We start from the raw sequence: 14,269 nt of genomic DNA, 5'->3' as shown, positions 1-14,269 counted from the left end.
TATGACTACAAAAAGCAACAAGGATTTAAATTTCACTTTCGGAATATTTATTCTTCTATTATTTGTCGCATTTGCTGCTGTTAGCTGCGGAACAATAAGAATTAAAAACAAGCTCATCGGAAAAACCAGTATTGAAAGGAAATTTGATGAAAAAGGCGCGTTGATTTATTATAAAAAAACAAATACAAAATCAACTCGTTTTATTTCACACCCTCATAATGGTACGATCATTCGTACAAAAAAAAAAGTTTTTGAGAATCATAAACTTTCTGTTTTGTATTTTCAAAAATCAATAAAATCAATGACTAATTGGGATGGGAAAGTTTTAAAATCTAAGAGAATTGTTTGGGATGAAAATAGAAAGAAAACGGTAACTCGGATACCCTTAAAAATAAAGGCATAAAGATTTGCCGTTAGTTTATCCCAGTCTTTGAAGCCGCTCCTTCTGAGCTGCGCGTTAATTTTTAAGGGTATGGTTTTTCTACAGATATTTTATCCCGCTGGGATATCGTTTCTCTAACCATCATTTTTCTTGATTTTAAGACACAGTCATCTATGAAAAAACAATCAGACTGAAAGTCTGACATATCATAACTTGGGGCATCGCCCCAAGACATAAAGTCTAAGAATAGGCATCGCCCCAAGCAGATTAAGCCTGCTGCCTTAAGCCTAAACCACATTCTGCCTTCCTCTCAAATTCTGAAATAATATTCCATCTTTTACACCCATTTCAATACATTCCATACCTCAATTTTGGTATTAGGAGTGCTTCAAATATTGGCAACTTGAAATACGTGCACAGCCTTTAGCTTTAGGCCTTCCGCTTTAGGCTATAATGTGCATAAAATGCCCTTATTCCTTAGGCAATCCCCGCTTTTGTTCTTAAATTCGTAGCATGTTTGTAGTACTATTTGTATTGACGCTGATTCTTTTGTACGCCGTATTTGTTGTTTGGGCAGAACGAAAAGTAGCAGCATTTATTCAAGACCGTTTGGGGCCAATGGAAACCGGTCCGTATGGTATGCTGCAAACCATTGCCGATTTATTAAAACTGCTTCAAAAAGAAGACATCATTGCAACCGGTGCCAATCGTTTTTTATTCCGCTTAGCTCCCGTACTTATTTTCACAGCCATCTTTGCAGGTTTTGCAACATTACCGTTTGCACCGGATCTCATCGGTTCAAGCGCAGATGTGGGTGTGTTCTTTATGATCACCATTGTTTCCTTAGATGTCATCGGAATTTTCTTAGCAGGCTGGGCATCCAACAATAAGTTCTCAATCCTGGGTGCGTTCCGTGCCATTGCACAAGTGATCTCCTACGAAATTCCATTAACACTAAGCATACTTGCAGTTGTCCTGATCTGTCAGACATTGGATCTGCAGCAGATCAGTTTTCAGCAGGGAATTTATTTTGTGAATACACAGCAGTTGAACACAGCGTTGTTTGGCGTTACTTCCTGGGGAATTGATGTAAATGAAATCGGAGGTTTTGTTAGCTGGAATGCATTCAAGTATCCGTTCTTGTTAATTGCTTATGTTGTATTCTTCATCGCTTCATTAGCCGAATGCAATCGTGCACCATTCGATATTCCGGAAGGAGAGTCTGAATTGGTTTCCGGTTTTCATACCGAGTATACAGGTTTTCGTTTCGCAATATTATTCTTAGCAGAATATGCGATGATGTTGTTAGTAGCTTTCTTGGGTGTGGTATTATTCTTTGGAAGTTGGAACACCGCTTTGCCAAACATTGGTAGTTTACGCTTGGCCGAATGGACGAGCGGAGCACCAGGCACTACAGCAGGATATGTATGGGGATTGTTCTGGTTAATCTCAAAAGGAATTACGATTGTGTTTTTGCAATTGGTAATGCGCTGGACCTATCCGCGTTTGCGCGTTGATCAGTTGATGAATTTATGTTGGAAGATATTATTACCGCTTTCGCTGTTCCTAGTTATCGTAAGCGGACTGTGGGTAGTGTGGATGAAACTTTAAATGGCTAGACATATTTCAAATATTGACTTATTCATTGTATCGATTAAATCGATGCTAATAGGATTGCGTCTAACCCTCAAACATTTTTTTGTGTCTATAGGTGTGAAGCGTAAGCCACAGGTAGGCGTGATGGATGCGAGTTACTTCATGCACAAAGATGGTATTGTAACAAACTTATATCCGCACGAATCTATTCCGGTGCCGGATAACGGTCGCTATCGTTTGCACAACGAAGTAGACGATTGCATTGTATGTGATCTGTGTGCAAAAGTTTGCCCCGTAAATTGCATCGACATTGAACCGATAAAATCTCCTGTTGAAATCGGTAAAACATCCGACGGCAGTACGAAACGTATTTATGCAGCAACATTCGACATTGACATGGCGAAATGCTGCTTCTGTGGTTTGTGTACGACGGTTTGTCCGACCGAATGTTTAACCATGACCAAGACGTACGACTTCAGTGAATACAATGTAAGCAACATGGTATACCACTTTGCGGAATTAAGTCCGGCTGAAGGTGTATTGAAGAAAGAAGAAATGGAGAGACTGACTGCAGAAGAGAAAGCGAAAAAAGCTGCTGCTGCAAAACCGGTATCTACAGAGGCAACAGAGAAAACAGAAATTTCATCAACAGCACCGAAGCCTGCGTTCAAACCTAAGGTAGCAATACCGGCGGTGAAGAAACCGGAGACAGATGCTGCATCGGAAAATAAAACAGCAGCAGAAATTACTTCAGCGAAAACGGAAGAAGCATCTGCAGAACCAACAGCAGAAAAACCGGCTGCACCAAAACCAGTTTTCAAACCAAAGGTTGTAATACCTGCGAAGAAACCTGTAACGGAAGCGCCGAAAGAAAGTGAAGCTGTTTCGGAAACAAAGGTAGAAGTAAAACCAACGGATGAAACAGCAGTGACTTCAACAGAAGCAGCAGTGCCGAAACCGAAGCCGGTAATGAAACCTGTGATGAAGCCGGTTATTCCTAAAGCTCCTTCACCTGAAATTGCAAGAGATGTAACCGCTCCACAAACTGAAACTCCTTCGACAGAGAATACAGTTGCACCGGAAGCAGAAGTAAAACATGCAGCTAAACCAAAACCGATCATGAAGCCAATCATGAAACCGATCATTCCTAAAAAGCCTGAGGAAGGAGGAGAGCCAAACGCATGAAACTAATTGAGGTCGTTTTTCTTTTCTTCTCCATACAATTGCTTTCTTCAGCATTAGTAATCTTGTTTACACGTAACGTGGTGTATGCAGCCATTGCATTAATGTCAACCTTGTTGGGTGTAGCTGCATTGTTTGTATTGGCTGGTTCAGATCTGTTGGCAGTTGTACAGCTTGTTGTATATGTTGGAGGTGTATTGATCTTATTATTGTTTGGTGTTTTGTATACCTACCGCGATCCGGAATCGTATTTTGAAAAGAAACATGTGTTGCTTTCTATTGTTACGGTAGTTGTAATTGCTGCAGGATTATTATTCTTATTATCGGATTTGTCATTCAACTATCCAACCTTATCTAAAGTGCCATCTGATAAAGCAGGTATTACACGTGCTGCTGGACAATATTGGATCACCAGCAAAATTCTGATTTTCGAAGTCGTAGCTGTCTTCTTATTGGTTGTATTGGTTGGTGCTGGTTGGATTGCATCAAAAGTATTGGATAAATCAAAAACGGAAGCATGATCCCTGTAGATTATTATATCATCGTTTCTATTTTATTGTTCAGCATAGGCTCAGCGATTGTATTCACGCGTCGTAATATTTTATATGTACTGATGGGGATTGAATTGATCTTCAATGCCGCAAATATTAATCTTGTGGCATTCGGACAATTGGATCCGGATCTTAACGGACAATTATTCAGTATGCTGATTATAACGGTTGCTGCTGCGGAGTCGGTTGTTGCATTGGCTATTGTTATCGTTCTGTTTAAGAAATTAAATACCATTGATCTGAACGAGATTACTCATTTAAAAGAAAAATAGATTGAGCGGACTTATTCCACATATCGAAGTTCCTTTAATACCTGCAGATAGTATTTCTATGTTGGCGTTGACAATTTTTTTCATGCCGATTATTACCTTCATTCTTTTATTCTTTACAGGTAAGCATATTTTAGCATCGATCCGTTCGTGGCTGGCAACGGGCGTGATGGGTGTGATGTTCGTATTGTCGGTCTATTTGCACATCAGTATTAAAGGCGAACACCTCTCGCGTTGGATCTGGTTTGAAATAGGAACGATCAAATTTACCACCAGCATGCTGTTGAATAATTACAGCACGACCATGATGGTAATTGCAACGTTTGTTTCTTTTATGGTGCATCTGTATTCGGTTCAATACATGAAGGAACGCAGAAATCATTCGAAGTACTTTCCTTATCTGGCGCTGTTTGTCTCTTCCATGCTGGGTATTATTTTAAGTGATAATTTATTGATCACATTTATTTTCTGGGAACTCGTAGGTTTGGCTTCGTTCTTACTGATTGGTTTCTGGTACGAAAAAGACACATCTGCAGCTGCTGCTAAAAAAGCATTTCTCTATAACAAGTTTGCGGATCTTGCATTTGTGATCGCAATCATGATCTTATATGCGATGTATGGCACAACAGAAATTTCTATTCTTAAAGAACTCGTAAATCTATCTGTTACATATCAAGCAGTACTTGCAGTACCTATATTTGCTGGCTTGGCAATCTGGTTTGCTACTGTAGGAAAGTCTGCTCAATTCCCCTTGTATGTATGGTTACCAGATGCGATGGCTGGTCCGACGCCTGTATCTGCATTGCTGCATGCGGCTACTATGGTGGCTGCCGGTGTGTTCTTATTATTAAAAACATCCTTCCTTTTAATTGATTGGGTCCCGAACTTGATCACGATCTTTGGATGTGTTACAGCATTGTTAGCAGCACTACAGGCAATACGCACGTTCGATAGCAAAAAGGTACTGGCATTTTCTACGGTTTCACAATTAGGTTATATGATGATGGCTGTTGGAGTAGGAGCAGACGATGCTGCTTTCTTTCACTTAGCAACGCATGCCTTCTTTAAAGCGTGTTTATTCTTATCCGTTGGTGCTGTGATCCATGCCATGCACCACATGCAGAGTCATCAGTTCGATCATGGACAGTATAAAGAACTGGATGCACTGGATATGCGTTTGATGGGAGGCTTCAGAAAGAAGATGCCGATCACGTTTGCTGCATACAGTGTTTCATATGCCGCATTGATCGGTTTGCCATTCTTCTCAGGTTTTCTTTCAAAAGACGCAATATTGGGTGCCTTATATGATCGTGCAGTCGTTTCAGGAAGCTGGTCCTGGTTGATCGTTGCTGTAGCCTTTACTACCGTTGGACTTACAGCCTTCTACATGACGCGACAAATGATCTTGATTTTCTTCGGAGAATTCAGATTGTTAAAAACAGATGCATCGTACAAAAAATATTTCGATCACATTGTTGAATCCGAATGGCTGATCAATATTCCTCTGATCCTGTTAGGGGCAATGAGTTTTTGGTTTTTCTTTTCACTCAATCCGCTGCATGCGCAAACAGGCTGGTGGATGAAGGACGCTTTTGTTTCAGGGACTCATCACGAGTTTCATATATTCATTCCGATTGTTGCTTCGCTATTTACATTGGGCGCTATAGCAATTGCAGTACAGAAATATAAAACGATTGATGCATTTGTAGATACACGTCTTACATTAACTCGTGTGTTTGCAAACAATTACTTTATTGAAAAAGGAATTACATTTCTTTTTGTTCAACCGGTATTTATGATTTCGAATATGTGTATGGCAACCGATGATTTTATCAATCGGGCGATTCATGCCAAGGCCTATTTCTTTATTGTTGTCGCTCAACTGGCGGATGTATTTGACCGCTGGGTAATTGACGGACTGGTGCATTTTGTAGCTGGCTTCATTCGATATATTGGTTCATTCTTCCGTTCGTATTTGAAAGGAAACATTCAGGGATATTTCTATTTCACATTAATAGCTTTTGCATTGATGCTGCTCTGGTTGGGCTGGTATCTGTAATTGCATACACATTTTATGGCAACACATATTTTATCCATACTGATCTTTTTACCCCTGTTGGGTGTATTGGGTCTGTTGTTTATACAGGGCGATGATCACCGCAGTTACCGCTGGGTTTCAGTACTTGTAACAGCATTGCAATTGGCACTAAGCATCTATTTATTTACGGCATTCAAACCGGAATATTTTCAGTTCCATAGTTATGATTCACTTGTGTATATGGAAAAAGCCAATTGGTTTCAATTATCCTTAGGGAACTTAGGAATTCTATCGGTGAATTATTTTTTAGGTATAGATGGATTGAGTTTGTCGATGATCTTATTAAGTGCAATTGTATTGTTTGCAGGAGCTTGTGCTTCATGGAACATTACGAAGCAAGCGAAAGGATATCATGCACTGTATTTACTTTTATGTATTTCAATTCCGGGTTGTTTCTTAGCATTGGACTTATTTCTGTTCTTTTTATTCTTTGAATTTATGCTGTTACCGATGTTCTTCCTGATAGGGATCTGGGGTGGTGTGCGCAGAGAATATGCTTCGATCAAATTCTTCTTATATACCTTACTCGGTTCAATCTTAATTTTAATTGTATTCATCGTCTTATTTATCAGCACGTACAATCCGGCTGAAATGATGGAGTATGTATCATCCAATGCTGGGGTAACCATTCAACACATTCAGGAAGGAATACATTCAGGCGAATTAATAAACAATCCATCGATCATACATTCGTTAGATCTCATTCAGCTGAGCAACCCGGTAAATTATTTCCCGAATGGTTTATTAGGTGAACACAATACATTGACCGTGTTCGGTTACTCCATTCGTACCTGGTGTTTCATTGCATTGCTGGTTGGCTTCTTAATTAAATTGCCGGCCTTTCCATTTCATACCTGGTTACCCGACGCGCACGTAGAAGCTCCAACGGCAGTCTCCGTAGTACTTGCAGGCATCCTGCTTAAAATTGGTGGCTACGGTTTGATCCGTATTGCTTGGCCTTTGTTTCCTCAGGAAGCCGGCGACGCCTCATGGTGGATCGGCTTGATCGGAGTCACTACCATATTGTATGCAGCCTTTGTTGCCTTGATACAAACCGATCTTAAAAAGATGATTGCTTATTCATCGGTATCACACATGGGCTTTGTAGTATTGGGGTTAGCAGCTGCAAAAACAGAAGGCATTACCGGCGCGGTATATCAGATGTTCAGTCACGGATTGATCTCTGCATTATTATTTTTACTCGTGGGTGTATTGTATGATCGCACACACGATCGTATGATTCCAAACTACAGAGGCTTGATTTCTAAAATGCCAGCGTATTCCGTAATCGTTACCATTGCCTTCTTTGCATCTTTGGGATTGCCGGGTATGTCCGGCTTCATTGCTGAGATTCTGATCTTTATCGGTGCCTTTAAGGGAGCAATCGATACAGCTGCAATTCCTGTATGGATGCCTCTTGTAGCAACATTAGGTTTATTGTTGTCTGCATCATATTATTTATGGACATTACAACGCATGTTCTTCGGTAAGTTTTCAACGCATATGAGCATTGATCGAAATACATTAAAAGATCTGACGGTTTCAGAAAAAGCATTGCTTTATTCCTTGTCCGGATTGATTATTTTATTCGGATTATTTCCTGCGATCTTATTGAATAAAATCGGACCGTCTATGGAAGCATGGACGAGTTTTTTTATCAATATGAAATAAAACGAACTGCATTTTAAAGAGCATATATCAGTGAATATTTTAGAACACATTCGTGAAAGTTTACAGTTCCTTGTTCCGGAGGCATTGCTGTTAGGGTCATTGCTGCTGGTTCTGTTTCTGGATATGTTTCAGGCTACACGTAAGAATACCTACTTTGCAGCAACAGCTTTCATAAGTTTTGCAGCAGGTGGTTTGTATTTACTGAATCAATTATTTGATCGCGGCTCAATACCCAACGTTGAGTTTATGGATCACATGCTGTTACAGAATCCAACGATTTTGTTCAGTAAAATTTTATTGATCATAAGCGGAATACTTGCACTGGTCTTTATTCAACTATCTCCATCGTCTTTGTGGCTGCGCGAAAGGGGAGAAACATACATTCTTTTATTAGCTATACTGATGGGCTGTTTCTTTTTAGTAGCGGCACTTAATTTATTTGTTGTCTTTCTTTCGTTGGAACTGATCTCTGTTCCTTCCTATATATTGGTTGCATCTCGTTTCGATAAAAAAAGTACTGAGGCCGGAATCAAATATCTGCTGTATGGCGCCTTTGCAACGGGCGTAATGCTCTTTGGTATTTCATTGATCTATGGCCTGACAGCCGGTATGGATCTATTCTCACCACGCTGGATCATGGTATTTGCATCGGTTCCGGTATTTTCAAAATGGATTGTTTTGGGACTTGTTCTGGCGGCGTTGTTTTTCAAAACTTCCCTGTTTCCATTCCATCCCTGGACACCGGATACCTATGAAGGTTCGGGCTGGGGTGTATTAAATATTCTGTCAACGATCCCGAAAATTGCAGCATTTATCTTTTTAATGCGACTATCTGCAATTTTTGAAGGCATGCAATCGTACAGCTTATTATTGGCCACGATTATCGGATTCAGTCTTTTAGTAGGAAACTTCTCTGCTTTAATGCAAAGCAATGCCCGCCGATTAATGGCTTATTCCTCTATCGCTCAGGGAGGTTTTATAGGTATGGCACTCCTTGGAGGTGGCGATTTGAGTCAACAGGCGCTGTTTTTCTATTTGATTGTCTACCTTTTCAGTGTGCCGGCAGCCTTGTTTGTATTGGACTATTTTGAGAATATCAGTAAGGGAGATGCTGTGAATAACTTTAACGGTTTAGGTAAGAAGGAACCTGTTATGAGTCTTATCTTTGTTATAGTGATGGCAACCCTGATCGGTTTACCTCCAACAGCTGGTTTCTTTGCTAAAATTTTCGTTTTTACGTCAGTTTGGCAACATTATGAAACCATTCATTCCCCGATTCTGTTGGGAGTTATCGGTGTAGCGGTCGCAGGAACAGTTGCCTCTGTTTTCTATTACATGAAGGTTCCTTATTCCTTGTTTTTCAAGGAATTTGAAAACACAGTAATACTTACATCCAAACACAAAAGTTCTCTTGTTTTCGTAAGTTTAAGTATACTTCCGGTGGTTGCATTGTTCTTTACCCCCGATTGGTTAATGGATTTACTAAAAGTTATAGTTGTATACATTTAAAATCTATCATCTATGAGCGATGCGATCAAGCACGAATGTGGTATAGCACTCATCAGGTTGCGAAAACCTTTTGCACACTACGTCGAAAAATACGGCACACCATATTACGGCATCAATAAGTTGTATACATTGATGGAAAAGCAATACAACAGGGGCCAGGACGGTGCCGGTATTGCAGTAATCAAATTAGATGTTCCCCAAGGTACCCGCTACATCAGCCGCTACCGCTCCGTAGATCAGCAACCCATCGCTGAAATTTTTGAGAAAGTAAATAAGAAATTCAGAAAAGCCATTCGTGATAATAAAGATAAAATTAACGACGCTCAGTGGTTGTTAGAAAACGTTGCCTTTACAGGTGAAGTTTTAATGGGCCACTTACGTTACGGTACGCATGGTAATAACGATATAGAAAACTGTCACCCATTCTTACGTCAGAATAACTGGAGAAGCCGCAGCATGGTTGTTGCCGGTAACTTCAACATGACAAACGTAGATGAGTTGTTCAATAAATTAATTGAACTTGGACAGCATCCGAAAGAAAAAGTAGATACTGTAACGGTATTGGAAAAGATTGGTCACTTCTTGGATGAAGAGAACCAATTCTTATTCGAAAAACATAAAGACAAGTTTTCAAATTCTCAGGTATCAACCATCATTGAAAATGATCTTGATCTGCAACGCGTATTGATGCGTTCGTGTAAAGACTTTGACGGTGGTTATGCAATGATGGGTATTGCAGGTCACGGTGCAGCTTTCGTAGCGCGCGATCCGGCAGGTATCCGTCCGGCATTTTATTATGCAGATGATGAAATTGTAATTGTAGCGTCAGAAAGACAAGCCATCAAAAGTGCGATGGAGAAGATCAGCTACGATGATATTAAAGAAGTACAGCCAGGTTTTGCATTGATCATTGATCGTGAAGGAAACTACGAAGAGAAACAATTCATTGATCAGCTTCCTAAAAAATCTTGTAGCTTCGAACGTATTTATTTTTCAAGAGGTTCAGATCCTCAGATTTATCAGGAGCGTAAGCAGCTTGGTAAAATTCTTACTCCACAAATTCTTGAAGCAATCGATTACGATATAGAAAACACGGTATTTTCTTATGTTCCGAATACCGCTGAGACCAGCTTCTTAGGTATGGTTGAAGGGATGGAAGAATATCTGTCGCGTTACCGTAAGAAAGTAATTTCAGAAGGAATTACAGGAGAGGAATTGGATAAAGTATTATCACTGCGTCCGCGTATAGAGAAGATGGTTATTAAGGATGCGAAGCTTCGTTCCTTCATTACATCGGATGATGTGCGTCAATCATTTGTTGCAAACTTGTACGATACCACACATGGTGTTGTAAGAAGAGGAATCGATAATCTTGTGATCATAGACGATTCGATCGTGCGTGGCACAACCTTAGAGAACGGTATTTTAAAAATGCTGGATAAATTAGGCCCGAAGAAAATTATTATTGTTTCTTCTGCACCTCAGATACGTTTCCCGGATTGCTATGGTATTGATATGTCGAAAGTTAAAGACTTCGTTGCATTCCGTGCTATGCTTGCCTTGTTGAAAGAAACGAAGCAGGAAAATCTGTTGGAAAATGTAAATGAAAAATGCAGATCTGCGATTGCGAACTTAAGCGGTAACATGGTGAACCATGTGAAGGAATTGTATCTGCAGTTCCCGTATGAGCAGGTGAGTAAAAAGATCGCTGAGATCATTACACCAAAAGGTTGTAATGCAGAGATCGAAGTGATCTTCCAGACAATTGAAGGATTACACAGAGCGTGTCCGAACCACATTGGTGACTGGTACTTTACAGGTGATTATCCGACAACAGGCGGTAACCGTGTTGTAAATAAAGCATTCATGTATTACATGGAAGGCAAGACCGTAAGAGCGTATTAAGAAGTGTTTAGATGTATAGTATAGAAAAGAGTCTTGAAGCAATTCAAGGCTCTTTTTTTTGTAAATAAAACGAGTCTGAGACTCTATTTCATTTGTAGCTCCTTAGAGCGCTTCGCTAACTCTAAGGAGAGAAGTTGTTTGCTATTCGTTTTAAATTATTTCTTTACTTATATTGGTTAACCATTTAAATCATACAATTAAAATTCTTTTATGCTTAAATATTTTTACATCGCGTTTGTCATCATACTTATCTGGATTGTTTTACTGGTAAATAAAATACTTCCGGTGCCTTTATTTCATACGCATGAAAAATTGGTTAAGCCTTCCTGGGAAACACCTAAGCCTTTTAAAAACGCAGACACACTGTCGTATGCCTATCTCTATCTGATCATGCAGAAACACTACAGCAAACCTGCGTATCAAAATATTCTGGGTGGCTTGTATTTCAGAGATGATCTTACACCTGAAAATTATTTTATAGATCTTGTTCCGAATTCCTATCCCAATTATAAAAATGCCGGCCGCTTTGGGCATGCCTTGATCTATAAAGAAAAGAAAGATTACAAATTGATGCTGGAAGAATTGCAGGAAATTACAGTGACCGATAAACCGTATTATTTCTGTGAATTAGGTTGGGCGCAGGCCTATCAAGGCGATCTGGCAAATTCGATTGTTTCCTTTGAAAAAGAATTAAGTTATAAAAACGGAAATCGAAGTTCAGCCTATAAAGGTTTAGCAGAAGTTTTTTTTGCAACCGGAAATTTTGAAGGAATACATAAACTGATGTCTGAACCGCTTTTCGTAAAGAATTGTCCGGACTATATTTTGCGCAATGAATATTTTTCCAATGGTCCTGTACTGACATACATTACCTATGTACTGAAGCTAAATGTAACCTGGGATTTGCTTGTAGCAGCAGCTTTGATCGCACTTTTATGGGGCTATTATTATACGCGCTTTAAGCTGTTTGCTAAAAGAGATTACATATTGTATTTCATTGTATTTGGGCTTTCATGTATTGTTACACCTTTTTGTGTCATCCTGTATGATATCCTGCATTATGGATTCCAGATTTCTGATGACGGAGGTTTTTGGGCAAATGTATTGTATTATATTTTCGGAGTTGGTTTGATTGAAGAAACGACGAAGGCTTTGCCGGTTCTTATATGTGTGTTGGTATTTTCTAAAAGAATTAAAGAGCCGGTTGATTATTTAGTGCTTGCAACCATTAGTGCATTGGGATTTGCAGGTATGGAAAATATCATGTATTTCGATCGCTATTATGGAAATCAAAGTTACAGCATCATTCATGATCGGGGAGTATTGTCTGTTGTGATGCATATATTTTGTTCTACCGTAATTTGGTATGGATATATTCAAACAAAATTATTGAAAAATCTGAAGCACATTTTTATAGGTATTGCAGTATCCATAACTGCACATGGAATGTATGATGTATTTTTCAGTCAATCTGTTTCGTCCATGTTTTATATATTTTCTTTTGGCATGGTCATCGTATCCTTTTTTGCTTTAAAGATGTTTTACAATTCTGCATTAAATCAATCGCCATTTTTTGATGCACGTGTGAACTATGCTTCCGGAGCAAATGCATTTATATTGGTTGCCGGCTTGGGAATAATTCTTGTATTTGAATTTGTATTGGAAGCAATTCGTTTTGGATCACCTCATGCAAACGATAGCTTGCTTTCAAGTTTGCTGGCTTATACAGCAATTGTTGTTTTATATTCAAGCAATTTTGCACGTATTGTTTTATGCAACAAACATTGGGTGCGCATGCGAGATATGCTTGTGTCTAATTTTTACTCGCAACGGAATGTTGGAAATGAAACCGTATTGCTGGCTTCGAACAAGAGCACACACAAAGATATATATCCGTTGTATGGAAAGATTGTTCGTTTGGAGTCGTATGATGGAACAGCAGAAAATTATGCCATTAAACTGGATACACCTATATCCTATAATAATGCACCGATCTATGAAGTACTGGCTTGCTTTGCTGCCAAGACATCAGAAGCACATCGGATTCATGTTAAGTTATTGTATGGAACGAATACATTTGATCTTAGAGAAGATGGAAAGGTAAATGATCAATCGAATATGATCCGCTTGGATTATAGTTTGATGGAAACCGCTGCAGAAAAGGAATCGATTTTCAAGTCGTTGAATTCAAACTGGAAGTGGGCGACAGCATTGATCGTTGCATTTTTCCTGTTCATCTTTACGTTTAAAACATTTATGGATTATACCACATCCATTGATTATTATAGAGGTGCAGAACGCAGTCTGGAAAATCTGGATATTTATACATCCAGTGTACATTGCAAGTCTGCTGTATATTTTAATGAAGACAACTACGAGGCACGTATACTATTTGCGAAGATCCGTATGGATGGAGGTTTCTATCCCCAGGCATTGGTTTATCTAAATCAGGTAAACGATGTGCCGAGATACATTGCTCCGGATTATTATGCCATAAAAGGATTGTGCGAATATAAAATCGGCATGACTAATAAATCAAATCCGTTGTTGCTTCAATCGATTGTATCATTTAAGGAATGCGAAAAGCACCCTGTGAAATTTGATAGCTTGTACTGGTATCAAAGTTCGGCGTATGAAAACACAGGAAATGGTACTGAAGCAATTGAGAGCATGAATTTATTTCTGTCTGATAAAAGTCATATAAGTAAATATGCGTATTTAAAAATGGCAGATTTATACTTCAGTCAGAAATTATATAGTGAAGCTTATACGTATTACACCAAACTTATTGAATCAAAAGATTTTTATGCACAGGCACTTTTGAAGCGTGGTTTATGCAATCATTACCTCAATAAGCCGAACGATGCATGTACTGACATCGAAACGGCACATTCGTACGGTGACCCGAAAGCAATTGATTATTTGAATCAATGGTGCAGGGTAGGAGCTGCTGAAGATTCCACACAATCAGCAGTCGAGTAGTAAAGTCTCTATCCGTAGAGTTAGCGAATCGCTCTACGGATGAATAATGAATAAGAGTCTCTGACTCGCGTTAATATTTATATAAAATCTATTTTTATTAATTCTAGTTTATTAGAGTAATAAT

At 39.1% G+C, this 14,269-nt stretch carries 10 protein-coding genes; all 10 read left to right on the top strand.

Annotation, left to right across the window (positions count from 1 at the left end):
* The first annotated feature begins 1 nt into the window (after position 1).
* The 10 genes from A3EE_RS0104675 to A3EE_RS0104630 all read left to right on the top strand — a co-directional run bounded on the left by A3EE_RS0104675 (position 2) and on the right by A3EE_RS0104630 (position 14,145).
* Positions 2-403, top strand: a complete 402-nt coding sequence (locus A3EE_RS0104675) for a hypothetical protein (protein ID WP_018342282.1) — start codon at positions 2-4, stop codon at positions 401-403.
* Positions 404-895: 492 nt separating this feature from the next.
* Positions 896-1,993, top strand: a complete 1,098-nt coding sequence (locus tag A3EE_RS0104670; RefSeq protein WP_018342281.1) for a complex I subunit 1/NuoH family protein — start codon at positions 896-898, stop codon at positions 1,991-1,993.
* Positions 1,994-3,163: a 4Fe-4S binding protein gene (locus A3EE_RS0104665; RefSeq protein ID WP_018342280.1), complete on the top strand. Its 1,170-nt coding sequence runs from the start codon at positions 1,994-1,996 to the stop codon at positions 3,161-3,163.
* Positions 3,160-3,681 (top strand): NADH-quinone oxidoreductase subunit J family protein, encoded by a 522-nt coding sequence (locus A3EE_RS0104660; protein ID WP_018342279.1) that lies wholly within the window; start codon positions 3,160-3,162, stop codon positions 3,679-3,681. Before A3EE_RS0104665 ends, A3EE_RS0104660 begins: the two co-directional genes overlap by 4 nt.
* Positions 3,678-3,983 (top strand): NADH-quinone oxidoreductase subunit NuoK, encoded by a 306-nt coding sequence (gene nuoK, locus A3EE_RS0104655; protein ID WP_018342278.1) that lies wholly within the window; start codon positions 3,678-3,680, stop codon positions 3,981-3,983. The genes A3EE_RS0104660 and nuoK overlap by 4 nt, the downstream gene beginning before the upstream one ends.
* A gap of 1 nt (position 3,984) precedes the next feature.
* Positions 3,985-6,039 carry an NADH-quinone oxidoreductase subunit 5 family protein gene (locus tag A3EE_RS0104650; RefSeq protein WP_026209595.1) on the top strand — a complete coding sequence of 685 codons (2,055 nt, stop codon included), beginning with the start codon at positions 3,985-3,987 and terminating at the stop codon, positions 6,037-6,039.
* 15 nt (positions 6,040-6,054) lie between these two features.
* The gene (locus A3EE_RS0104645; protein ID WP_018342276.1) at positions 6,055-7,749 is read left to right on the top strand and encodes a complex I subunit 4 family protein; all 1,695 of its coding nucleotides are present in this window, start codon (positions 6,055-6,057) and stop codon (positions 7,747-7,749) included.
* Positions 7,750-7,779: 30 nt separating this feature from the next.
* Entirely contained in the window at positions 7,780-9,258 is a 1,479-nt protein-coding gene (locus tag A3EE_RS0104640) for an NADH-quinone oxidoreductase subunit N (RefSeq protein WP_018342275.1), read from the top strand.
* Between the two features lie 12 nt (positions 9,259-9,270).
* Positions 9,271-11,163, top strand: coding sequence for an amidophosphoribosyltransferase (locus tag A3EE_RS0104635; RefSeq protein WP_018342274.1), 1,893 nt, complete (start codon positions 9,271-9,273; stop codon positions 11,161-11,163).
* A 210-nt stretch (positions 11,164-11,373) separates the two neighbouring features.
* On the top strand, positions 11,374-14,145 hold the full coding sequence (locus A3EE_RS0104630) for a PrsW family glutamic-type intramembrane protease (protein WP_018342273.1): 2,772 nt from the start codon (positions 11,374-11,376) through the stop codon (positions 14,143-14,145).
* The last annotated feature ends 124 nt before the right edge of the window (positions 14,146-14,269 follow it).

Source organism: Cytophaga aurantiaca DSM 3654 (assembly GCF_000379725.1).
GTDB lineage: Bacteria > Bacteroidota > Bacteroidia > Cytophagales > Cytophagaceae > Cytophaga > Cytophaga aurantiaca.
The sequence above is the reverse complement of the archived record's forward strand: the minus strand, read 5'-3'. Positions and strand labels throughout refer to the sequence as shown.

Excerpts from the sequence above, each read along its gene's own strand:
- A3EE_RS0104675 (WP_018342282.1), top strand. The coding sequence starts at position 2 with ATGACTACAAAAAGCAACAAGGATTTAAATTTCACTTTCGGAATATTT.
- A3EE_RS0104670 (WP_018342281.1), top strand. The coding sequence starts at position 896 with ATGTTTGTAGTACTATTTGTATTGACGCTGATTCTTTTGTACGCCGTA.
- A3EE_RS0104665 (WP_018342280.1), top strand. The coding sequence starts at position 1,994 with ATGGCTAGACATATTTCAAATATTGACTTATTCATTGTATCGATTAAA.
- A3EE_RS0104660 (WP_018342279.1), top strand. The coding sequence starts at position 3,160 with ATGAAACTAATTGAGGTCGTTTTTCTTTTCTTCTCCATACAATTGCTT.
- nuoK (WP_018342278.1), top strand. The coding sequence starts at position 3,678 with ATGATCCCTGTAGATTATTATATCATCGTTTCTATTTTATTGTTCAGC.
- A3EE_RS0104645 (WP_018342276.1), top strand. The coding sequence starts at position 6,055 with ATGGCAACACATATTTTATCCATACTGATCTTTTTACCCCTGTTGGGT.
- A3EE_RS0104635 (WP_018342274.1), top strand. The coding sequence starts at position 9,271 with ATGAGCGATGCGATCAAGCACGAATGTGGTATAGCACTCATCAGGTTG.
- A3EE_RS0104630 (WP_018342273.1), top strand. The coding sequence starts at position 11,374 with ATGCTTAAATATTTTTACATCGCGTTTGTCATCATACTTATCTGGATT.